Annotated in this window: 23 protein-coding genes; 10 read left to right on the plus strand and 13 right to left on the minus strand. The window is 73.0% G+C overall.

Features of this window, described 5'->3' with window-relative positions:
* Window positions 1-122 precede the first annotated feature (122 nt).
* The 5 genes from ACIPW5_RS10650 to ACIPW5_RS10670 form a co-directional block, all read right to left on the minus strand.
* Window positions 123-821, minus strand: coding sequence for a DUF4191 domain-containing protein (locus tag ACIPW5_RS10650; RefSeq protein WP_401243204.1), 699 nt, complete (start codon window positions 819-821; stop codon window positions 123-125).
* A gap of 10 nt (window positions 822-831) precedes the next feature.
* Window positions 832-1,029, minus strand: a complete 198-nt coding sequence (locus tag ACIPW5_RS10655; protein ID WP_401243206.1) for a hypothetical protein — start codon at window positions 1,027-1,029, stop codon at window positions 832-834.
* A 243-nt stretch (window positions 1,030-1,272) separates the two neighbouring features.
* The gene (gene lipA / locus ACIPW5_RS10660) at window positions 1,273-2,220 is read right to left on the minus strand and encodes a lipoyl synthase (protein ID WP_401243209.1); all 948 of its coding nucleotides are present in this window, start codon (window positions 2,218-2,220) and stop codon (window positions 1,273-1,275) included.
* A 110-nt stretch (window positions 2,221-2,330) separates the two neighbouring features.
* Window positions 2,331-3,143, minus strand: coding sequence for a lipoyl(octanoyl) transferase LipB (gene lipB / locus ACIPW5_RS10665; RefSeq protein ID WP_401243212.1), 813 nt, complete (start codon window positions 3,141-3,143; stop codon window positions 2,331-2,333).
* 76 nt (window positions 3,144-3,219) lie between these two features.
* Window positions 3,220-3,531 (minus strand): hypothetical protein, encoded by a 312-nt coding sequence (locus ACIPW5_RS10670; RefSeq protein WP_401243215.1) that lies wholly within the window; start codon window positions 3,529-3,531, stop codon window positions 3,220-3,222.
* Between the two features lie 173 nt (window positions 3,532-3,704).
* Here ACIPW5_RS10670 and ACIPW5_RS10675 point away from each other — a divergent pair, with 173 nt between their 5' ends.
* Window positions 3,705-5,144 carry a regulator gene (locus ACIPW5_RS10675; protein ID WP_401243217.1) on the plus strand — a complete coding sequence of 480 codons (1,440 nt, stop codon included), beginning with the start codon at window positions 3,705-3,707 and terminating at the stop codon, window positions 5,142-5,144.
* A 51-nt stretch (window positions 5,145-5,195) separates the two neighbouring features.
* On the opposite strand, the gene ACIPW5_RS10680 is transcribed toward ACIPW5_RS10675, so the two are convergent.
* From ACIPW5_RS10680 to ACIPW5_RS10690, 3 genes are all read right to left on the minus strand, one after another.
* Window positions 5,196-6,470: an FAD-dependent oxidoreductase gene (locus ACIPW5_RS10680; protein ID WP_401243219.1), complete on the minus strand. Its 1,275-nt coding sequence runs from the start codon at window positions 6,468-6,470 to the stop codon at window positions 5,196-5,198.
* A gap of 174 nt (window positions 6,471-6,644) precedes the next feature.
* Window positions 6,645-7,538: a TIGR01777 family oxidoreductase gene (locus ACIPW5_RS10685; protein ID WP_401243221.1), complete on the minus strand. Its 894-nt coding sequence runs from the start codon at window positions 7,536-7,538 to the stop codon at window positions 6,645-6,647.
* Between the two features lie 389 nt (window positions 7,539-7,927).
* Window positions 7,928-8,617 (minus strand): VIT family protein, encoded by a 690-nt coding sequence (locus ACIPW5_RS10690; RefSeq protein ID WP_401243223.1) that lies wholly within the window; start codon window positions 8,615-8,617, stop codon window positions 7,928-7,930.
* 76 nt (window positions 8,618-8,693) lie between these two features.
* On the opposite strand from ACIPW5_RS10690, the gene ACIPW5_RS10695 reads away from it, so the two are divergent.
* Both ACIPW5_RS10695 and ACIPW5_RS10700 read left to right on the plus strand, forming a co-directional pair.
* On the plus strand, window positions 8,694-9,797 hold the full coding sequence (locus ACIPW5_RS10695; protein ID WP_401243225.1) for a PP2C family protein-serine/threonine phosphatase: 1,104 nt from the start codon (window positions 8,694-8,696) through the stop codon (window positions 9,795-9,797).
* Window positions 9,798-9,849: 52 nt separating this feature from the next.
* Window positions 9,850-10,776 carry a nuclease gene (locus ACIPW5_RS10700; RefSeq protein ID WP_401243228.1) on the plus strand — a complete coding sequence of 309 codons (927 nt, stop codon included), beginning with the start codon at window positions 9,850-9,852 and terminating at the stop codon, window positions 10,774-10,776.
* A gap of 50 nt (window positions 10,777-10,826) precedes the next feature.
* Here ACIPW5_RS10700 and ACIPW5_RS10705 read toward each other — a convergent pair whose 3' ends face one another.
* Window positions 10,827-11,084 carry a hypothetical protein gene (locus tag ACIPW5_RS10705; protein WP_401243231.1) on the minus strand — a complete coding sequence of 86 codons (258 nt, stop codon included), beginning with the start codon at window positions 11,082-11,084 and terminating at the stop codon, window positions 10,827-10,829.
* 106 nt (window positions 11,085-11,190) lie between these two features.
* Here ACIPW5_RS10705 and ACIPW5_RS10710 point away from each other — a divergent pair, with 106 nt between their 5' ends.
* On the plus strand, window positions 11,191-11,574 hold the full coding sequence (locus ACIPW5_RS10710) for an ArsC/Spx/MgsR family protein (protein WP_401243233.1): 384 nt from the start codon (window positions 11,191-11,193) through the stop codon (window positions 11,572-11,574).
* 213 nt (window positions 11,575-11,787) lie between these two features.
* Window positions 11,788-12,927 carry an alpha/beta hydrolase gene (locus ACIPW5_RS10715; protein ID WP_401243849.1) on the plus strand — a complete coding sequence of 380 codons (1,140 nt, stop codon included), beginning with the start codon at window positions 11,788-11,790 and terminating at the stop codon, window positions 12,925-12,927.
* Between the two features lie 5 nt (window positions 12,928-12,932).
* Here ACIPW5_RS10715 and ACIPW5_RS10720 read toward each other — a convergent pair whose 3' ends face one another.
* Entirely contained in the window at window positions 12,933-13,796 is an 864-nt protein-coding gene (locus ACIPW5_RS10720) for an alpha/beta fold hydrolase (protein ID WP_401243235.1), read from the minus strand.
* A 62-nt stretch (window positions 13,797-13,858) separates the two neighbouring features.
* Here ACIPW5_RS10720 and ACIPW5_RS10725 point away from each other — a divergent pair, with 62 nt between their 5' ends.
* Window positions 13,859-14,296, plus strand: a complete 438-nt coding sequence (locus tag ACIPW5_RS10725; RefSeq protein WP_401243238.1) for a MarR family winged helix-turn-helix transcriptional regulator — start codon at window positions 13,859-13,861, stop codon at window positions 14,294-14,296.
* Here the strand turns inward: ACIPW5_RS10725 and ACIPW5_RS10730 are convergent.
* Window positions 14,286-14,594: an ATP-binding protein gene (locus tag ACIPW5_RS10730; protein ID WP_401243240.1), complete on the minus strand. Its 309-nt coding sequence runs from the start codon at window positions 14,592-14,594 to the stop codon at window positions 14,286-14,288. The two genes, ACIPW5_RS10725 and ACIPW5_RS10730, sit on opposite strands and share 11 nt — an antisense overlap.
* A 125-nt stretch (window positions 14,595-14,719) precedes the next feature.
* Between ACIPW5_RS10730 and ACIPW5_RS10735 the strand changes: the two genes are divergently transcribed.
* Window positions 14,720-14,872 (plus strand): Scr1 family TA system antitoxin-like transcriptional regulator, encoded by a 153-nt coding sequence (locus tag ACIPW5_RS10735; RefSeq protein WP_401243243.1) that lies wholly within the window; start codon window positions 14,720-14,722, stop codon window positions 14,870-14,872.
* Between the two features lie 191 nt (window positions 14,873-15,063).
* Window positions 15,064-15,525 (plus strand): hypothetical protein, encoded by a 462-nt coding sequence (locus tag ACIPW5_RS10740; protein ID WP_401243246.1) that lies wholly within the window; start codon window positions 15,064-15,066, stop codon window positions 15,523-15,525.
* Window positions 15,526-16,133: 608 nt separating this feature from the next.
* Here the strand turns inward: ACIPW5_RS10740 and ACIPW5_RS10745 are convergent.
* Entirely contained in the window at window positions 16,134-17,057 is a 924-nt protein-coding gene (locus tag ACIPW5_RS10745) for a GDSL-type esterase/lipase family protein (RefSeq protein ID WP_401243249.1), read from the minus strand.
* 636 nt (window positions 17,058-17,693) lie between these two features.
* Between ACIPW5_RS10745 and ACIPW5_RS10750 the strand changes: the two genes are divergently transcribed.
* Window positions 17,694-18,239, plus strand: coding sequence for a hypothetical protein (locus ACIPW5_RS10750; protein WP_401243251.1), 546 nt, complete (start codon window positions 17,694-17,696; stop codon window positions 18,237-18,239).
* 7 nt (window positions 18,240-18,246) lie between these two features.
* Here ACIPW5_RS10750 and ACIPW5_RS10755 read toward each other — a convergent pair whose 3' ends face one another.
* Window positions 18,247-19,188: a Gfo/Idh/MocA family protein gene (locus ACIPW5_RS10755; RefSeq protein ID WP_401243851.1), complete on the minus strand. Its 942-nt coding sequence runs from the start codon at window positions 19,186-19,188 to the stop codon at window positions 18,247-18,249.
* A 209-nt stretch (window positions 19,189-19,397) separates the two neighbouring features.
* Between ACIPW5_RS10755 and glnII the strand changes: the two genes are divergently transcribed.
* Window positions 19,398-20,417 (plus strand): glutamine synthetase, encoded by a 1,020-nt coding sequence (glnII, locus tag ACIPW5_RS10760; protein ID WP_401243253.1) that lies wholly within the window; start codon window positions 19,398-19,400, stop codon window positions 20,415-20,417.
* Window positions 20,418-20,492: the final 75 nt, after the last annotated feature.

Here is a 20,492-nt window from a genome sequence, read left to right on the forward strand (position 1 = left end):
TCCTACCCCCCGGGGGGCTGGGGGGGTACCCCGCCGCGGGCCCACACGGTTTTTTACCCACACCGGGGCGCCCCCGAGCCATCCGGCTCGGGGGCGCCCCTGTGTGTATACGAGGAGTGGGGTCAGCGCATCTTTCCGCCGCGCGGCATGCGCATGCCCTTGGGCATCGGGCCCTTCGGGACCGGCATGTTGCTCATGAGGTCGCCCATGGCCCGCAGCTTGTCGTTGGCCTGCGTGATCTGCGGGCCGGACAGCACGCGCGGCAGCTTCAGCAGCGTCGTGCGGACCTTCTTGAGCGGCACCTCGCCCTCGCCGTTGCCCACGATGAAGTCGTGGACCGGGACGTCGGGCATGATCCGCGCCAGCTTCTTCTTCTCGGCCGCGAGCAGGGTCTTGACCCGGTTCGGGTTGCCCTCCGCGATCAGGACCACGCCGGCCTTGCCGACGGCCCGGTGGACGATGTCCTGGTTGCGGTTCATCGCGACGGCCGGGGTGGTCGTCCAGCCCCGTCCGACGTTGTCCAGTACGGCCGCGGCAGCGCCCGGCTGCCCTTCCATCTGCCCGAAGGCGGCCTGCTCGGCCCGCCGCCCGAAGACGATCGCCATCGCGAGGAACGCCACCAGGAAGCCCAGGATGCCCAGGTAGACCGGGTGGCCGATCAGGAAGCCGATCGCAAGGAAGACACCGAAGGTGACGATTCCCACGCCCGCGACGATGAGACCGACCTTGGGGTCGGCCTTGCGCGTCATCTTGTACGTCAGGGCGATCTGCTTCAGTCGCCCGGGGTTCGCAGCAGTCTCTGCGTTTGACTTCCTCGCCATAAGGCGAAGTTTACGTGTCCTGCGGGGTCCGGGTCGCCGCGGCCTCGAGTACGTGCTCGGTTTCCACGCGGTCCTTCGCCCGGCGGCGGTCCTCCAGGACGGCCGTCCAGGCGTTGCGCCGGGCACCGCTCATGAGCAGCGATTCCAGGCCGCGGAAGGCCTCGGTGAAGGACGGAATGGCGATGGCGCGGACTGGCGCGGCCTGCATGATGTCGACCCCTACTCTCGCTGCTCGCATCGATTGCGTGTGCGGTGCGTGGATCCAGCGTCACTGACTGGTGTTACCAGGGCGTGACCGGTCGGTCAAATGTGATGGACACGTTGCAAACAAAGACGCGGCCCGCCGGGCTCCTCACACGAAAAGAGCCTAGGGGCCGCGTCTATGCGGTGTTACCGATTGGTAGGAATTGTGCGTGAGTTCACACGCACACAGCGTCAGATCGCCCGGCGGTCAGACGCCCGCGCGCTTCTCCATGGCCTGGTTGTAGAGGCGGCCGGCGCGGTACGAGGACCGGACCAGCGGACCCGACATGACACCGGAGAAGCCGATCTCCTCGGCCTCCTTCGCCAGCTCCACGAACTCGGCCGGCTTCACCCAGCGCTCCACGGGGTGGTGCCGCGGCGAGGGCCGCAGGTACTGGGTGATGGTGATGAGCTCGCAGCCGGCCTCGTGCAGCTCCTTCAGCGCCTCCGAGACCTCCTCGCGCTCCTCGCCCATGCCCAGGATCAGGTTGGACTTGGTGACGAGGCCGTAGGCGCGGGCCTGCCGGATCACGTCGAGCGAGCGCTCGTAGCGGAAGCCGGGGCGGATGCGCTTGAAGATGCGCGGCACGGTCTCGACGTTGTGCGCGAAGACCTCGGGGCGGGAGGCGAAGACCTCCTCCAGCAGCTCCGGGACCGCGTTGAAGTCGGGGGCCAGCAGCTCGACCTTGGTGTGGCCGCCCTCGCGGCCGGCCGTCTGCTGGTGGATCTGGCGCACGGTCTCCGCGTAGAGCCACGCGCCGCCGTCCGCCAGGTCGTCGCGGGCGACGCCGGTGATGGTGGCGTAGTTCAGGTCCATGGTGACCACGGACTCGCCCACGCGACGGGGCTCGTCCCGGTCCAGGGCCTCGGGCTTGCCCGTGTCGATCTGGCAGAAGTCACAGCGCCGGGTGCACTGGTCGCCGCCGATGAGGAAGGTGGCCTCGCGGTCCTCCCAGCATTCGTAGATGTTCGGACAGCCGGCTTCCTGGCACACCGTGTGCAGTCCTTCGCCCTTCACCAGGGCCTGCATCTTGGTGTACTCGGGACCCATCTTCGCCCGGGTCTTGATCCACTCGGGCTTGCGCTCGATGGGGGTCTGGCTGTTACGGACCTCCAGGCGCAGCATCTTGCGTCCGTCGGGTGCGACTGCGGACACGACCGGCTCCCTGTGACTTCGATAGTTCGGCGCCCACCAGGGTACGCCCGTAATTCGTACGCTCTTACGTCCGGCAACCGGGGGCCGCCCGGCGGCATTCCCGGGGCGGCTCAGGCCCCGGCGGCTTCGATCTCCCGCGGCTTCAGCTCGGCCTGCTCCAGCACGTCCTTCAGGTGCCGTTCGACGACCGGCAGCACCTCCGCGATGGTGACCTCGCGGCCCAGTTCGTACGAGAGCGAGGTCACACCGGCGTCCCGGATCCCGCACGGGATGATCCGGTCGAACCAGGTGCTGTCCGGGTTCACGTTCAGGGAGAAGCCGTGCATCGTGACGCCCTTGGCGACGCGGATGCCGATGGCGGCCAGCTTGCGGTCCTCGCGGCGCTGGCCGGCGTTGGACGGGGCGTACTCGGGGCCGAAGAGGCGGGCGTCGAACTCGTCGTCGCCGGTGCGCGGGTCCTGGGCGGGCGCGCTGAAGTCCAGGGAGAGGCCGCCTATCCGCGGGCGCTGCTCCACGGGGTCGCCGAGCACCCAGACCCCGGAGCGGCCCTCGACGCGGGTGGTCTCCAGGCCGAAGTCTGCGGCGGTGCGGATGAGGGCGTCCTCCAGCCGGCGCACGTGGGCGACCACGTCGACGGGGCGGGGCAGCTTCATGATCGGGTAGCCGACCAGCTGGCCGGGGCCGTGCCAGGTGATCTTGCCGCCGCGGTCCACGTCGATGACCGGGGTCCCGTCCAGGGGGCGCTCGCTGGGGTCGGTGCGGCGGCCGGCGGTGTAGACCGGCTCGTGCTCCACCATCAGGCAGGTGTCGTCGATCTCGTCCGCGAAGCGGGCCGCGTGCACCCGGCGCTGCTCTTCCCACGCCTCGGTGTACTCGACGGATTCCGGCCCGAAGCCCAGATGGACAAACCGAAGCTCAGTCACCGCAGCGCCTCCTCGTTGAACCTGCTGTGTGCACCCATCGCACCGGTCAAGAGTACGGCGACCCCCAGGCGGCCCCTCAGGCCCCCGGCCCGGCCTCCGCTCGGGCCCCCGGCCCGGCCTCCGGCGGCGGGGCGGCCGGCAGCCGGCGGGGGCGCCTGCGGCCCGCGGGCGGCCGGTCCGGGTCCTCGTCGGCCCTCGGCAGCCGGCGGTGGCCCTCGGAGTGGTCGTTGACCCAGCCGCACACCCCGCACGCGTAGCGCCCGTCCAGTCCCGCGATGAGGGTGCCGCAGCGGCGGCACTCCGCCTCGGTGAGTTCGGGGGCGGGGAGCGGGGCGGTGGACTCCGCGTACGGATCGGGGAGGTAGGCCCTGGGGGAACGGCGGGTCATGTGGCGCAGCGTACGCGGACCGGGTGGGCCGGTCCGTAAAGAGCCCTACCCATTCTGCACACGATCGGATGAATGTGGGGCAGAGAGGGCGGTGTGAGCGGAGTTGGCCGCTACATTCACGCCGTTCACAGGGCCGGGACTCCGGTCCGTCACGTACGGAAACCGTGGAGCCGATGACCGAACGACCTGCCCAGCGTGTCCCCAACCGGCAGCTCGCGGCACTGATCGCGGAAGCCGGGTTCTCCAACGCCGGGCTCGCCCGCCGTGTCGACCAGCTCGGTCTGGAACACGGTCTGGACCTGCGGTACGACAAAACCTCCGTGACCCGCTGGCTACGCGGCCAGCAGCCCCGCGGCACCACCCCGGCGCTGATCGCGGAGGTCTTCACGCGGCGCCTCGGGCGGCGGCTGTCGGCACAGGATCTGGGCCTCGACGCGTGCGCTCCCGTCTACGCCGGACTGGAGTTCGCGGCCACCCCGGAGGAGGCCGTGGACATCGCGAGCGGGCTGTGGCGCAAGGACTCCGGGTCGCACGCCGAGCTGCGCAAGATCGCCTTCACCCCGGCCGGGCTGGTGGTGCCCAGCCGGGACTGGCTCATCGGGCGGGCCGACGAACGCGTCGGCCGCGGCGCCGACCCCGCCGCGCACCGGGTGCCCGCCCAGGGCCGCGCCTCCGTCCCCCGGCAGCGGCAGATCGACCGCGGGCCCGGGCAGCGGGTGACCAGCGGGGACATCGCGGCACTGCGCTCGGTGAGCGAGCTGTTCCGGACCCTGGACCACACCTACGGCGGCGGCCACGCCCGGCAGGCGCTGGTGCGCTACCTGGAGCACGAGGCCGAGCCGATGCTGCGCGGCACCTACGGGGAGACCACCGGGCGCCGGCTGTTCGCCGCGGCCGCCGACCTGACCCGGCTCGCGGGCTGGACCTCGTACGACATCGCCGCGCACGGGCTGGCCCAGCGGTACTTCGTCCAGGCGCTGCGCCTCGCGCAGGCCGCCGGGGACCGGCCGTACGGGTCCTACGTGCTGATCACCATGAGCCGCCAGGCGGTCTACCTGGGGCACGGCCGGGAGGCGGTGCAGCTGGCCCGGGTCGCCCAGCAGGGCGTGGGGTCGGGCCCGCCGCCGGTGGTGCAGTCGCTGCTGCACGCCTCGGAGGCCCGCGGGCACGCGGTGCTGGGCGAGGTGCGGGCGGCGACGGCCTCGCTGGTGCGGGCGGAGCGGGCGCTGGGCGCGGCCCGGCCGGGGGACGACGTACCGCACTGGGCGCGGCTGTTCGACGAGGGGCAGCTGGCGGACGAGTTCGGGCACTGCCACCGGGACCTCCAGCAGTACCGGGCCTCGGCCCAGCACGCGGAGCGCTCGCTCCAGCTGCGGGCGCCGGGCTTCGCGCGCTCGCGGCTGTTCTGCCGGGTGGTGCTGGCCACGGCGCGGCTGGGGCTGGGCGAGCTGGACCAGGCGTGCGCCCTGGGGGCGGAGGCGGCACAGCAGGCGATGGAGATGCGGTCGGTGCGCGCGGTGGAGTACGTACGGGACTTCGAGCGGCGGCTGGAGCCGTACCGGGACGCCTCGGCGGTGCGGACGTACCGGGACCGGGTGTCGGCGCTGAGCTGACCGGGGTGGGCCCGGCCCCCCGTGCGGGGGCCGGGCCCGTGGCCGGTGGTTTCAGGCGGCCGCCGGGAGGGCGGGCTCCGGCAGGGCGGGCAGCGGGATGCCGAAGTCGCGCAGCAGGGCGGTCGCGGCGCGGCGGGCGGAGTGCAGGGCGCCCTGGACGGTGTTGGAGTCGCGGTGGTCCCCGCAGACGTAGAGCCCGGCCAGGACCCGGACGGGCCGCTGCCGGTCGTGGGGCGGGGGCATCGCCGGGACGGCCTCCGGGGTGTGGTGGACGGCCAGCAGCTCCCAGTCCCGCGTCGGGGTGTCGTACAGCCGGGCCAGCCGGGAGGCGACCGTCCGGGCGGGCGGCGGCGGGCCGTGCACGGTGGTGGTGACCAGGCTGCGGCCGGCGGGGGCCCGGGTGGGGTCGACGGCGCTCATCACGGTGGTGTGGGCGAGCGGCCACTTCGGGTCGGCGTCCAGGAGCAGGGAGCCGTCCCAGGACAGGGGTTCGGGGGTCGCGTGGTGGATGACGGTGACCTCGTGGAAGGCCGGTACGCGCAGCCCCGGGAGGAGTCCGGCGGCGGCCCGGGCGCCGGTGGCGAGCAGGACGGCGCGACAGCCGAAGTCGCCGTGCTCCTCGGTGGTGACGAGGTTGGTCGCCACCGACCGCACCCGGATCCCGGTGCGGACCGTGCCGGGCGGCAGGGCTGCCGCGAGCAGGCCGGGCAGGGTGGCGGCGCCGCCCTCGGGCACGGCGAGGCGGCCCCGGGCGAAGGTGCGCAGCGCGAGGTCGGCGACGCGGCTGGAGGTGGTCAGCTCCGGGTCGCGGAGCAGGGTGGAGAGCAGGGGTCGCACGATGCCGGTCACGGTGCGCGGGGGCAGGCCGCGGGAGCCGAGGGTGGCGAGGGCGGTGCGTTCGGGCCGGGCGAGGACGCGCTCCAGGGGCAGCGCGGCGAGCCGGGCGAGGGCAGCGCTGAAGCGGGCCTGGTCGAGGGAGCCGCTGGCGAGCGCGCGGGCGGGGGTCAGGGCCCCGGCCCGCTGCTGCCTGCCGTCGGCTCCGTGCACCAGGACGCCGGGGGCGAAGGGCCGCAGGACCAGGCCCGTCAGGCCCGGGGTGCGGGCCGGTTCGGTGTAGGCGGTGTTGAGGAGCTGGCCGACCCGGTCGAGCCGGAACCCGTCGGCCGATTCGGTGGCCATGCGGCCGCCGGGGTCGTCGGCGGTCTCCAGGACGCTGACGGTGACCCCCGCCGCGATCAGGTGGTGCGCGGCCGCGAGTCCTGAGACTCCGGCTCCTACGATGACGACGTCCGCGTGATGTGCGGCATGGTGTGAGCTGCTGAGCACGTGCCCCTCCCCGAGGTCGGCGCGGCTGTGTGGGGATCCTCCTTCCCCCAACGGGCTCCAGGAGAACCCGAGTCCGGGTGGGGATTGCGCACAACTCCGGTCGCACGACGGTCGCACACGGGTCACGAACGGTCGCACACGATCGCGCCCCTGCTCCTGCCTTTACTCGTTCCTTTACTTGTTGACGGCCGCCCTGATCGCGTCCTCGATGCCGGGGTACGTGAACGTGAACCCGGACTCCATCAGCCGCGCGGGGCGCGCCCGCTGACTGCCCAGCACGTCCTGCGCGAGCTCGCCGAGCACGAGGCGCAGGGCGGGCGCGGGGACGGCGAACAGGGCCGGGCGGTGCAGTACGCGGCCCATGGCGGCGGTGACCTCGCGGTTGGTCAGGGGCTGCGGGGCGGTGAGGTTGAAGGGCCCGGACAGTCCGGGCGTTCCGATCAGGAACCGCAGGGCGGCGACCTCGTCGTGCAGGGAGATGAACGACCAGTACTGGCGGCCGCTGCCGAGCCGCCCGCCGAGCCCGGCCCGGAAGATCGGGAACATCCGCCCCCAGGCCCCGCCCCCGGCGGCGACCACCAGCCCGGTGCGGGCGAACACGGTCCGGATCCCGGCCTCCCGGGCGGGGGCGGCGGCCGCCTCCCACTCGACGCAGACGGAGGGCAGGAACCCCCGCCCGGCGGGGGCGCTCTCGTCCACGGCCCGGTCGCCGGTGTCCCCGTAGTACCCGACGGCCGACCCGCAGACGAGGACGCCCGGCGGCTCGTCGAGCGCCGCCACCGCCCGCGCGACGGCGGCGGTCCCGAGCACCCGGCTGTCGCGGATCTCCCGCTTGTACGCCTCCGTCCAGCGGTGGTCCCCGACGCCGGCCCCGGCGAGGTGCACGACGGCGTCGCACCCGCGCAGCCCCTCGGGGTCCACGTACCCGCTGCCGGGATCCCATCGCGCCTCCCCCTCCCGGGCGGGGGCGCGCCGCACGAAGCGGACGGTTTCGTGGCCGTCGGCGTGGAGGGAGCGGACGAGGGCCTTGCCGATGAGTCCGGAGGCTCCGGTGATGGCGATGCGCATGCGGCCAGTGTGCCCATTTCCCACGCGCCGCTCGCGCGGCTGCGCCGGACTCCGTCCGTCGGCCTGCCGGGCGGGGCCGGTTCGGGTGGCGGGGGGGGTGGGCCGGGTGCGGGTGGTGTGCCGCTGCGCGGGGCTGGGTCCCCTACCCGCCCTTCCACCGTTCCCAGGGGCGCTGCCCCTGACCCCGGTACCGGACGCTCCGCGCCCGGTGCGCTCAAACGCCGCGCGGGCTGGATTCGCGCAGCGAATTCCAGCCCCGCCGGCGTTTGAGGCGCGGGGGTCCGGGGGCGGAGGAGCCCCTGGGGGCCCCGCGCAGCGGCAACCCACCGGCCCCGCCCCCAGCCCGACGGCCGGAGGCAGGCGCAGCGGCGCCGTCACAAGGGGCCGGCTCAGGCGGAGCCCAGGCCGTGGCCCACCGCGTACGTGACGCCCATGGCGACGGCCCCGCCCACCACGTTGCGCCACACCGCCCGCGGAACGGGCGCGCCGCCCAGCCGGGCGCTCACCACCCCGCACAGCGTCAGCGCCCCCAGCACCGCCACCACCGTCACCGGCACCCGCCACGACGCCCCCGGCAGGACCACCGCCAGGAGCGGCAGCACCGCCCCCACCGTGAAGGCGACCAGGCTGGCGAGGGCGGCGTGCCAGGGGTTCGCCAGCTCGTCCGGCTCGATGCCCAGCTCCACCCGGGCGTGCGCCCGCAGCGCGTCCCGTTCCGTCAGCTGCTCGGCGGCCTCCCGCGCCAGGTCCCGGCTCAGGCCCCGCGCGGCCAGCAGGTCCGTCAGCTCGTCCAGCTCCGCTTCCGGCTCCGTCGCCAGCTCCTGCCGCTCCACCTCCAGCGCCGCCCGTTCGGAGTCCCGCTGGGAGCTGACCGACACGTACTCCCCCGCCGCCATCGACAGCGAGCCCGCGAGCAGCCCGGCCACGCCCGCCGTGAGGATCGCCGTGCGGGAGGTGGTGGCGCCGGCGACGCCGACGACCAGGCCGGCGGTGGAGATGATCCCGTCGTTGGCGCCGAGCACCCCCGCCCGCAGCCAGTTCAGCCGGGTGCTGATCGCCGCGCTCTGCGTGTCCGCCACGCCACCACTGTCGCGGCCCCCGCCCGGCAGGGCCACCCGGCGTGCGCGGCCCGGGACGGCGTACCAGGGTGGAGGGGTGAGACGCGGACGGGAGGAGCCGGGCTGGCTGCAGGGGGCACCGCCGCCGCGCTGGGCCCGGATCGCGCCCGCGGTGGCCCTGGTCGCGCTCTGCCTCACCCAGTGGTCCACCCGCACGGAGGAGCTGGGCTACTTCCTCGCGGCCCTGCCCGCCGTGGCCGCCTTCGCCTACGGCCCCGGCGGCACCGCCGTCTACGCCGTGCTCGTGCTGCTCCTGCTGGGCGTGCCCGAGCTGAGGGTGGGGCACGCGCGGGGCAGCGACCTGGCCACCGTGGCCACCGTCGGGCTGCTCAGCATGGTCATCGCCTGGGTGCGGCGGCGCCGGGACACCCAGCTGGTCAGCGTCCGGACGGTCGCCGAGGCCGCCCAGCTGGCGGTGCTGCCGCCGGTGCCGGAGCGGGTGGGCCCGGTGCGCTGCGCGGGGCTCTACCGGGCCGCCCAGCGGGGCACGCTGGTCGGCGGCGACCTGTTCGACGTACGGGCCGGGCCGTACGGGGTGCGGGCGGTGGTCGCGGACGTGCAGGGGCACGGGCTGGCGGCCGTCGGGACGGTGGCCTCGCTGCTCGGCGCGTTCCGCGAGGCGGTCCTGGACGACCGGGAGCTCGCGGCGGTCGCGGCCCGGCTGGACCGGCGGCTGGTGGCGGACGCGGCCGCGGCGTCCGTGGCGCACCCGGAGCTGTTCGCGACGGCCCTGCTGCTGGAGTTCCCGCCCGGGCTGGACCTCGTACGGATCGTGTCGTGCGGGCATCCGCCGGCGCTGCTGCTGCGGGACTTCGCGGTCACGGAGGTGGCCGTGGAGCCGGGTCCCCCGCTGGGCCTGGGACTGACCGGGCCGGCCCTCGCGGAGGTGGCCGAGCTGCCGCTGCTGCCGGGCGACCGGCTGCTCGCGCACACGGACGGGGTGACCGAGGCGCGCGACGCGGCCGGGCACTTCTACCCGCTGGCGGTCCGGGTCCCGGTGCTGGCGAAGGACCCGGCGGGCCTGGTCCCGGCGGTGTGGCGGGACCTCGCGGCCTTCACCGGCGGCGGCCCGCGCGACGACGTGGCGCTGCTGCTGCTGTCGCCCGAACAGCGGTTGCCGGGCGGTGCGGGGCCCGCCTAGTTTCAGGGGGCATGCACTGAGCGTCCTCGTCCCGACACCCGTGGGAGCCGCCATGTCCATGCCGATGCTGCTGATCAGGGGAACCTTCCGCGCGAAGGGCACCAAACCCGACGGGGACACCCTCTCCTTCACCCCGGACGACGTGGCCGACTGGAAGCGCGTGCCGGGCCCCCGGCCGGTGGTGCCGGGGGCCTTCGGCAGCGCCTCCATCCGGCTGGAGAGCATCGACGCCCTGGAGACCCACTACGGCGACCGGAACTCGCCCTCCGGCGTGCAGCACCAGCCCCTCCCCCTGGCGCACGCGGCCGCGGACGCCCTCCTGAAGGCGGTCGGCTTCACCGACTTCCACCGGGCCGGGGACACGGCCGGAGGCGGGACCGTGACCGGCGACGAGGGCGAGAAGATCACCAGCACCATCCCGGAGACCGTCCAGGGCTGGATCCTCACCCGCGGCGCCGACGTCTTCGGCCGGTGCGTGGCCCTCGTCGGCAAGGGCCTGCCGCCCGCGTTCAACGGCTACGAGGTCGACGTGGACGCCGAGGCGCTGGAGAAGACGGTCAACCACCAGCTGATCAAGGACGGCCTGGTCTACCCCACCTACTACAGCGGGTTCTCCGAGGTGCTGCGCGCCTCCCTCAACGCAGCGGCCGCGGCGGCCCGGGACGCCGAGAAGGGCGTGTGGAAGGAGGACCGGACCCTCGAGGGGGCCGAGGTGACCCGGCTCGCCTCGCTGACCGCCGACGACGGCGCCGTGATCCTCCCGAAGCTCTTCCGCCGGCTGAAGGACTACCTGGACCTGGAGCCGAGGAACCCGTCCCTCGCCTGCTTCCGCGCCTACCTGGCGGGGGCCTGGGAGGACCGCTTCTACATCCAGGGCAGGCCGGGCGTGTTCAACGGCATGCACCACGTCGTCGAGGTCGACGGGCAGGTCGTGAGGATGACCCACGCGCCGATGGACATCGTCTTCGTGGAGAGGTGAGCGGCGGCCCGCCGGCCATTCCCCCGCCGGCGGGCCGCCGCCCCGGCACCTCAGCCCCCGTTGGCCACGATGAAGGCCCGGACCATCCGGCAGGTGACGTTCGACGGGCGGTGGATCCCCACCCGCACCGCCATCGTGCGTATCTTGCGGTTGGTCGCGCGCTTGGCTTCGTACGTCCCCGAGTCGAGCAGGGAGATGGCGAGCCGCATCGCCTTCAGGCGGCGGTTGTGGTTCTCGTACCACTCGCGGGGCAGGCCCGCCGGCAGCGGCTTCTTCTTGGGCATCGAAATGATCGCGGCAGCGGCCATCTACAGCCTCCCAAACGGTAGTTGGCTTCCTGTCGTTCTCCTTCGATTTTACCGGGGGGCACTGACAAAAGCCCTGGCCGGACGGAGTCTGACTACCCTTGCGGGCATGGAGATCTGGATCAATCCCGCCTGTTCGAAGTGCCGCAGCGCGCTGACCCTGCTGGACGCGGAGGGCGCCGACTACACGGTGCGCCGCTACCTGGAGGACGTGCCGTCCGAGGACGAGATCCGCGAGGTGCTGGGCCGCCTCGGTCTGGAGCCGTGGGACATCACGCGCACCTCCGACGCCCTCGCGAAGGAGACCGGCGTACGGGACCTGCCGCGCGAGGGGACCGAGGAGGCGCGGGGCCGCTGGATCGCCCACCTCGCCGCCCACCCGAAGCTGATCCAGCGCCCGATCATCACCGCCGAGGACGGCACGGCGGTGGTCGCCCGCTCGGAGGAAGCGGTCCGCGAGGCCCTGTCCCGGTCGGGCGGCACCCGCGGATGACCCCTGCGGACGGCCATCCATAACTGAACAAATGCGGCAAATTCTGTCTGATCTGCAACCGGACGGTACGTTCTCCCATCAGGACTGACAAGGAGATACCTCCGCTCGCCCGCTGGGCAGCCCCGACCGCTCGGAGTGAAGTTCGTGCAGCAGCAGTACCCGCAGACATCGCCGTACGCGCAGCAGCCGCAGCCGTCGTACGGGCAATCGCCCATGGGCCACGGCCACGGTCCCGGCCCCGGCTCCGGCGCGGAGCCGTTGTGCGTGCACTGCGGGCAGCCGCCGTTCGGCCCGCGCCGCCCGAAGCGGTCCAGGGCCAAGCTCTGGATCGGCGCCGCCGTGATCACCGCGCTGCTCGCCGGCGGGGGCGGGTACGCGTACTGGGGAACGGACTGGTTCGACGGCAACGGCGAAGACGTCACCTTCGCCAAGCCCAAGGCCCCCGGCAAGGACGCGGGCGGCGGCAGCGCGGCCCCGACCGGCCCCGACCCGGACATCTCGCTCCCGACGGGCCCCGCCGCACAGTTCAAGCAGTCGAGCAAGCTCGACGACGGCACCCGAATATCGAAGACCCGGCTCAAGGGTGCCAAGTCCGGCTTCGAGGGCGACGTCTGGGTGTGGACGCCCAAGGAATACGACGACCCGAAGTACGCCAACAGCGCCTTCCCCGTGATGATCGCCCTCCCCGGCGGCAACGGCTACCCCGACAACTACTGGGCGACCATGCCCAACATCGGCCTCCAGAAGGCGATAGCGGAGTTCTCCGCCAAGGGCACGAGCCTGCCCTTCATCCTGGTCATGCCGCTGCTCAACCCCGACAACAAGTACTACTACGACGGCTCCGACATCCCCGGGCAGCCGAAGATGGGCACCTGGATCGCCGAGGACGTCCCGGACCTCGCCAAGGCCAACTTCCGCACCTACAAGTCCCGCGACGGCTGGGCGATCATGGGCAACTCCTCCGGCGCCTTCGTCGGCCTCAAGCAGGTCATGCAGCACCCGGAGAAGTTCCGCGGCGTGATCGCGAACGGCGGCGAGACCGCGCCCGACTCCCCGCTGTGGAAGAACAACAAGGCGGAGATGGACGCGAACGACCCCGCCAAGCTGGCCCAGAAGCTGATCCAGTCGAAGGGCCCGGAGGTGTACGTCAACTTCCAGTACGGGACGAAGGAGGGCGGCCGGGACCGGCTGGAGAAGTTCCAGCGCGAGAACGGCAAGGGCCCCATCAAGATCGACCTGTACGAGATCCAGGGCGGCGACCACAACGGCTGGGACTACGTCCGCGGGATGAGGGAACAGGGCCTGGCGGCCCTCAGCAAGGTCATGAAGGGCCCGAAGCCGAGCGGCGGCTGAGGCCTTCAGGCCACCGGGGCCAGACGCCCGGCGATCTCCCCGGCCGCGGTCAGCGGCATCGCGTGGTGCGGGACCCCGTCCATGACGTCGACCCGCGCGCCCGGCAGCGCCCGGCGCGCGGCCTCCGCGACCTTGCGGGAGTCGTGGCAGCGCGCCCGCCCCGCGAAGAGGACCTCCACCGGCAGCTCCCCGAGCCCGGCGAGGTCGGGGCGCGGGCCGGTGACCGGCCGCACGGTGGGGAAGGCGGCCGCCTCCTCCTGGACCCGCGCCCAGGCGGGGTCGAACGCCGCCCCGGCGGCCTCCCAGGCCAGGAAGGACCGGATCCGGGCCGGGGTGGGCCGCACCAGCATCGGCAGCGCCCGCAGCACGTAGCCGGGACGCAGCCCGGCGAAGACCTGGGTCGGGTCGAGCAGCACGAGCCGGTCCAGCCGGCCGGGCCGCCGGGCGGCGACGTGGGCTGCTGCGTGGGCGGCGATCCAGGCCCCGTAGGAGTGCCCGGCCAGGGTCACGGGGCGGTCGCCGAGGCCGTCGAGGCCGCAGAGCCCGTCGAGCAGCGCGTCGAACCAGGCGGTGAGGTCCCCGACACGGCGCAACGGCCGCCCGGACGCCGGAACACTGAGCCCGGGTTCCCCCACCAGGTCAACGGCGTACACCCGCCGGCTCCGCCCGAGCCCGGCCGCGACGCAGGCCCCCCACACGGTGGAGGTGGCCCCACCGCCGGGCAACAGCACCACCGGCGGGGCCCCGACGGGACCGCAGCCGTTGACCCGGGTGACCCCGTAGGGGGTGGGCACGTCGAGGGCCTCGACGGGGCCGGGCCACCGGGCGAGCGTCTCGTCGTAGGCGGTGCGGAAGGGGGTGCGGGACATGACCTACTCCAATCCCTCGATGGGCGATAATCTCGCTCAGCGAGAGATACTAGGCTGGAGGCATGGTGGACGACAACCTTGAACTGGTGCACCTGCTGCGCGCGGTGACCGTCGAATTCGGCCTCCGGCAAGCGGAGTTCGCCGCCGCCAACGGCATGCACCCGACCGACGTACGGGCCCTGGTCTGCCTCCTCGACGCAGCCCGCGCGGCCGAACCCGCCACCCCGGGCCTGCTGGGCGCCCGGCTCGGCCTCAACTCCGCCGGTACGACGGCGGTGGTGGACCGCCTGGAGCGCCTGGGCCACGTGGAACGCGTCCGCGACCCGGACGACCGCCGCCGCGTACTGGTACGGGTCACCCCGGGGGCGGTCGCACTGGGGCGGGAGTTCTTCGGCCCGATGCTGGACGGCGTCGTCCAGGCCCTGGCCCCCCTCTCCCCCGCCGAGCGGGAGACCATCCGCGCCTTCCTGACGGCGGCCCGCGCGGCCTTCACCCCCTGAGGGCGCACTCCGCCCACACGGTCTTCCCGACCAGCCGGTCACAGACGCCCCAGGCGGCGGCAACGGCCCCGACGAGCCGGAGCCCGTACCCGTTCTCCGTAGGGCGGGGCCGCCGGTCCCGCCGCCCGTCGGACACCTCGACGCGGACCGCGACATCGAGGCGGGTGACCCGCAGCTCGAAGTCCCGCCCGGGCACCCGCCCGTGCGTCACGGCGTTGCCGGCGAGCTCGGCGATGACGAGGCCGACGTCGCCGGCGACCCCGGTGCCGTGGGGGATCCCCCAGGCGTGCAGCTGCACGAGCGCGAGATGCCGGGCGAGGCGGGCGCCGCGCGGGGTGGCACTGAACCGCTGGACGAAGACGAAGCCCTGGAGGGCGGCGTCCAGCCCGGTGACTCCTGACCTCGCCCACGCATGTGCAGTCCGTGTGCATCGACTCCTACCGCACCGCACGGATCATCACGGAGCCCGAGGATGTGCGAGCTGCCGTGCGAGCGTTCGGAGACCTGGAGGGCGAGGCCCTTCCGACGCAGCAGAGTGTGGAACTCATCCGAAACCAGATGAAGAGCCTGCCATGAGCAGCCCGCACCCACCAGTGAGCCAAGTTGCGGCAGGCAGGCAACACCAGTCCTCGGCGGCGTCACAGCGATCCCCAGCCGCACACCAGAGGCGAAGTGGCGTTTCTGCTGGTGAAAGGGATGGGCCGAACGAGTGAGGCCGTCGTTTCTGCGCTGTCGCGGGGATGGGCGGGGCGCCTAGAACGGTCGCCATGATCAAGAACCTCGTGAGGCGCGGTCTGCCCGCGCTCGTCCTCGCCTTCCTGCCCGTCCTGACCGCCGTGCCGGCCGCCGACGCGACCCCCGCCAACACCGCCGCGTCCGCCAACGCCTTCCGGCGCGACGCCCACTTCTACGCCCCCTCCACCATCCGCCAGAACCAGGCCTGGACCTCCGGCAACGGCCGGGCCATCCTCCGGGTCCAGGAGGACGGCAACTTCGTGCTCTACAAGGACGGCCGCCCGGTCTGGCAGGCCCCGAACGTCCGGCCCAGGGCCGCGACCGCGATCATGCAGGAGGACGGCAACTTCGTCGTCTACGACAGCTCCGGCACCCCCGTCTGGGCCGCCGGCACCTGGAACAAGGGCCGCTACCTCGCGGTCCAGGACGACGGCAACGCCGTCGTCTACGACGGCTCGGGCCGCCCCGTCTGGGCCACCAACACCGGCGACTGACGGCAAGCGGTGCGGAGGGCCCCGTCCGGCGTTGACCGGCGGGGCCCTTCCCATGCCGGACGGGGCCGGGAACGGCGGTACGCCCTGGGGCGGTCTCAGGGAGGGTTGGGGGTTTCCCGGCAGTCTTTCGGCTTTCCGGTTCGGGCCGGTCCCTCAAGGGCGCTCCTTCGTCGCGTCGCTACGCGATCGCCTTCGGCGACCCTTGACCGACCGGCCCGAACCGGAAAGCCGAAAGACTGCCGGGAAACCCCCAAAGAAACGGTCACCGGGCAGAGGCTGGAGGGACGGGCCCGTCAGCGACGAGCGAGGGGCCGGGCCCCGGCCCGCCGTGCATCCGAGCCGCCACATCCCCGTCCCGGGCCGGGGCGCGGCCACCCGCAGCAGATCGCTACGCGCTCCTCATATCTCAGCGTCCGGCGGCCGTCCTGGGCCGATACCCGCACCAAAAGTCGACCAGGTCGGCCAGGAGGTGCACGGGCGCGTCAGATCGCTACGCGCTGCCCAGGTTTCGGCGTCCGGCGGCCGTCTTGGGCTGATACCCGCACCAAAGGTCGATCAGAGCAGTGCGCCGCACTACGGACGCCGGACGGGGCAGAAGACTGAAGCGGTCAGCCGGCGAGGTGTTCGTAGAGAGCCTGGTGGCCTTCGGGCGTGGGGTGGATGCCGTCGACGAGGAGGTCGGGCCTGTCGCGCAGGGGCTCCCACATGTCGACGAAGTCGACGTGGTGGTCGGTGCACCAGGTCCGCAGGGTTTCCCGCAGGGTCAGGGCCCGGTCCAGGGTGAAGCGGAGACCCTCGTAGTCACCCGTACGCTCCTCGTCCAGCCAGATCGGGCCCAGGACGACCAGACGCGCGTTGTGGGCGTGGGCGGTGGTCGAGAGCGCGTCGAGACCGTGCAGGATGTCGCTCAGCCCATCCGTATCCGGCGTCGCGAGGGGGACGGCGGAGTCGTTGATGCCTGCGGCGAGCAGGAGGGTGTCCGGCAGGCGAGGGGGCAGCAGGGCGGGCGTCTGCTCGCTGACGGCCACCAGGGTGGTGCCGGGTATGGCGAGGTTGAACAGGCGGTTCGCGGACTCGTTCTCGGCGATGTGGGAAGCGGCCAGACGGGCGGCCCATCCGCCCTCCGGATCGCAGCGGCCGTAGGCGATGCTGTCGCCCACGATCACGATCCGCGCCGCCGGGCGCAGCGGCTTCGCGTCCAGGTAGGCCCAGGCGCTCTCGCCGGAGGCGAGGACCACCCGGCGTCGCGCGTAGTCGTCGACCTCGTAGTCGTCGGCTGCCGCGAGTTCCTCGTCGGTGAGGTGGAGAACGGCTCCCTCGACGACGCTGCCGAGCTTCCGTTCCAGGATCAGGTGGACGTCCAGGCCACTGGCGGCGATCACGTCCGGGTCGGTGATCTTCAGCGTCCTGGTCGTGTGGCCGGCCAGCGACGCGGGGCTGCTGGGCACTTCGTGACCGAAGAGGGTCTTCTGGACCTTCGGGTCCCTCAGCGTGCCGAACGAAAACAGGTGGTGGGGGCGCGAATCGCTCACGATGACGCTTTCTTCAGGAATCGATCAGCTGTGTGATCACCGTACCCAGTCCGTTCTCCTGCCTTGTGCGGATATCGACCCAAGGCGGTCGTCGGACGCCGAGACGGGAGGAGCGCGTAGCGATCTGTCGCGCCCCTGCGCTTCCGCACCGCTCTGATCGACTTTTGGTGCAGGCATCGGCCCAAGGCGGTCGCCGGACGCCGAGACGGGAGGAGCGCGTAGCGATCTGCTGCGCTTGGGTGGTCGGCAGGGGGCTCTGGTCGGCCTTTCGTGCAGGGTGTCGTACCCCCGGCTCCTCGTCTCGTCGCTGACGGGCCCGTCCCTCCGGTCTCTGCCCCGTGACCGTTGTTTTGGGGGTTTCCCGGCAGTCTTTCGGCTTTCCGGGGCGGGTCGGTCGGTCAAGGGTGGAGCGAAGCGACATCGCGCAGCGACGCGACCGCAGGGAGCGCCCTTGAGGGACCGGCCCGACACGGAAGGACGATGGACTGCCGGGAAACCCCCAAGCCCTCCCTGATCCGGGCCGGGGGGATGCCGGCCCCCACGGCCCCGCCCCCGCCTTCATCTCGCCCCCACACCCGCCCCACTAGGGTGGCCGGAGGAACAAACACGGACGAACGCGCACCAAAGGACGCCTCCATGGCCGAGCAAGCCACGCCCGACACCCCTGCCCCCGACACCCCCACCCCCCGCCCCGTCCACCCGCGCCGGCGCGGGGCCGACTGGATGTTCGGCGGGGTGTACGGGACCGTGGTGGCCAGTGGGCTGTTGGCCGCGCTCGACCAGCGGGGCGGGGAGTACACGCCGTTCTACGACGCCTGCTGGATCCTGGTCACCGCCGCCGCCGGTGCACTCGCGCACGGCTACGCGCACCACATGGCCGACCACCAGGCCGGCTCCGCCGCGCACCGGTGGCGGTTGCTGGGCCGGGCCCTGTGGGACGAGTGGCCGATGATCGTGGCCACCCTCCCCACCGTCCTCCTGCTCCTGCTCGCCGCGGCCGCGCACTGGGAGCCGTACGGGGTGACGGCGGTCGGGCTCGGGCTGAACACGGCGCTGCTGTTCGCCTGGGGCGCCTTCGTGGCGCTGCGGTGCGGCTACCGGATCACCTCGGCGCTGCTCATCGGCCTGGCGGACGCCGCGATCGGGCTGGTGATCATCGTGGCCAACGCCCTGATCAAGTAGCGGGTGATCAAGTAGCCAGTTGCCGCTCCGCCTCCGTGAGGATCTCCGTCAGCCGGGCCCCGAACTCCGCCCCGCGCGGGTCCGGCACCCCCGTCCGGGCGGCGTCGAGCAGTGCGTCCAGGGCGCGTCCGTAGGCGCCCGGTACGTCGCTCCAGTCCGGCAGCGAGAAGACGCCCTCGGCGCCGCGCAGTTCCAGCCCGACCCCGGCGGCCGCGCGCGGCGCGCCCAGGCTGAGCACGGCGGTGCTGGCGGCCCCGGAGGCGTGTCGCAGGGCGAGCTGGACCACGTCGGACGGGCCCCGGGTGGCGGAGACGGCGGTGACCTCGCCGAGCACCGGGATCAGAACGGACAGGGCGTGCGGGCCCACGTCCCACAGGCCGCCCTTGGCCTTGCGCCAGGGCGAGTCGGCGTACGCGCTGGGTTCGCCGTCGGGCGGGAAGACCGCGCCGAGCCAGTGCGCGGAGGCGGTGAACCACCCGGTGCGCCCGGCCTGTTCGCGGACCCAACCGGCGGTGGGTTCGGCGAAGCGCAGCGTCAGGAAGACGACGGAGGCGACGCCGTGCGCCGTGGCGGCGTCGGCGATGGCGCGGGCGTCCTCCACGGTCGTGGCGACGGGCTTGTCGAGCAGCAGGTGGCAGCCCGCGGCGGCCGCGCGCACGGCGAGCGGGGCCTGGATGTCGGGCGGCAGGGCGAAGGCCACGACGTCGCAGTCGGCGAAGAGCGCGTCGGGGTCTTCGTACACCTTCACCCCGTGGGCGTCGGCGAGCTCGGCCGCGGCTTCGGGGCGCCGGCCCCAGATTCCGGCGAATTCGGAGCCGGCGTGCGCGGCAAGGGCGGGGGCGTGGGTGCGGCGGGCCCAGGGGCCGGTGCCGAGCAGGCCGACGCGGGGACGGGTGCGGCGGGGGCCTTCGGCCGGGCCGTCACCAGGAGAGTTCAAATCATACGAAATGCTCACCCGCTCAGTCTGCCGCACTCGGACGAATGTACGGCGACCGACTCGAACAAGCCACCCCACCTGCGGGGTAAACCCCGGTAACACGGGGTTCACACCTGGGCAACGGATGAGAAATCGCCACGGGGCACGCTGCGGTCAACGCCGCAGCGCACCGCAGCGCACCGCAGCACCCGCAGCCGCACCCGAAGAGTCAGGATGGTCCCGTGAGCTACAAGGCCGAGTACATCTGGATCGACGGCACCGAGCCGACGGCGAAGCTCCGCTCCAAGACGAAGATCATCGCGGCGGGTGCGGAGCTGCCGATCTGGGGCTTCGACGGTTCGAGCACGAACCAGGCCGAGGGCCACGCCTCGGACCGGGTCCTCCAGCCCGTCTTCTCCTGCCCGGACCCGATCCGCGGCGGGGACAACGTCCTCGTCCTGTGCGAGGTCCTCAACATCGACATGACCCCGCACGCGTCGAACACCCGCGCACTGCTGCGGCCGGTCGCGGAGAAGTTCGCCCCGCAGGAGGCCATCTTCGGCATCGAGCAGGAGTACACCTTCTTCGACGGCGACCGCCCGCTCGGCTTCCCGGTGGGCGGCTTCCCGGCGGCGCAGGGCGGCTACTACTGCGGTGTCGGCGCGGACGAGATCTTCGGCCGCGAGATCGTCGAGAAGCACCTGGACCACTGCCTCGCCGCCGGGCTGGAGATCTCCGGCATCAACGCCGAGGTCATGCCGGGCCAGTGGGAGTTCCAGGTCGGCCCGCTGGGCCCGCTGGAGGTCTCCGACCAGCTGTGGATCGCGCGCTGGCTGCTGTACCGCACCGCCGAGGACCACAGCGTGTCGGCGACGCTGAACCCGAAGCCGGTGAAGGGCGACTGGAACGGCGCGGGCGCGCACACCAACTTCTCCACGAAGGCGATGCGCGAGGACTACCGCGCGATCATCTCGGCGTGCGAGGCGCTGGGCGAGGGCAGCAAGCCGCTGGACCACGTCAAGAACTACGGCGCGGGCATCGACGAGCGCCTGACGGGCCTGCACGAGACGGCCCCGTGGAACGAGTTCAGCTACGGCGTCTCGGACCGCGGCGCGTCGGTCCGCATCCCGTGGCAGGTGGAGAAGGACGGCAAGGGGTACATCGAGGACCGCCGCCCGAACGCGAACGTGGACCCGTACGTGGTGACCCGCCTCATCACGGACACCTGCTGCACCGGCCTGGAGCGTGACGGCCTGGTCTGACCGGCCCCGGCCCGACGGAAACGGCGGCGCCCCCTCCGCTCCGGAGGCGGGCGCCGCTGTTGTCAGTGGCGCCTG

The organism is Streptomyces sp. NPDC090077 (assembly GCF_044747545.1).
Lineage (GTDB): Bacteria > Actinomycetota > Actinomycetes > Streptomycetales > Streptomycetaceae > Streptomyces.

Coding starts and splice junctions, on each gene's coding strand:
- ACIPW5_RS10650 (WP_401243204.1), bottom strand. CDS start 821: ATGGCGAGGAAGTCAAACGCAGAGACTGCTGCGAACCCCGGGCGACTG.
- ACIPW5_RS10740 (WP_401243246.1), top strand. CDS start 15,064: ATGATCAAGAACCTCGTGAGGCGCGGTCTGCCCGCGCTCGTCCTCGCC.
- ACIPW5_RS10720 (WP_401243235.1), bottom strand. CDS start 13,796: ATGTCCCGCACCCCCTTCCGCACCGCCTACGACGAGACGCTCGCCCGG.
- ACIPW5_RS10705 (WP_401243231.1), bottom strand. CDS start 11,084: ATGGCCGCTGCCGCGATCATTTCGATGCCCAAGAAGAAGCCGCTGCCG.
- ACIPW5_RS10675 (WP_401243217.1), top strand. CDS start 3,705: ATGACCGAACGACCTGCCCAGCGTGTCCCCAACCGGCAGCTCGCGGCA.
- ACIPW5_RS10700 (WP_401243228.1), top strand. CDS start 9,850: ATGTCCATGCCGATGCTGCTGATCAGGGGAACCTTCCGCGCGAAGGGC.
- ACIPW5_RS10710 (WP_401243233.1), top strand. CDS start 11,191: ATGGAGATCTGGATCAATCCCGCCTGTTCGAAGTGCCGCAGCGCGCTG.
- ACIPW5_RS10715 (WP_401243849.1), top strand. CDS start 11,788: ATGGGCCACGGCCACGGTCCCGGCCCCGGCTCCGGCGCGGAGCCGTTG.
- ACIPW5_RS10725 (WP_401243238.1), top strand. CDS start 13,859: ATGGTGGACGACAACCTTGAACTGGTGCACCTGCTGCGCGCGGTGACC.
- ACIPW5_RS10685 (WP_401243221.1), bottom strand. CDS start 7,538: ATGCGCATCGCCATCACCGGAGCCTCCGGACTCATCGGCAAGGCCCTC.
- ACIPW5_RS10670 (WP_401243215.1), bottom strand. CDS start 3,531: ATGACCCGCCGTTCCCCCAGGGCCTACCTCCCCGATCCGTACGCGGAG.
- ACIPW5_RS10750 (WP_401243251.1), top strand. CDS start 17,694: ATGGCCGAGCAAGCCACGCCCGACACCCCTGCCCCCGACACCCCCACC.
- ACIPW5_RS10655 (WP_401243206.1), bottom strand. CDS start 1,029: ATGCAGGCCGCGCCAGTCCGCGCCATCGCCATTCCGTCCTTCACCGAG.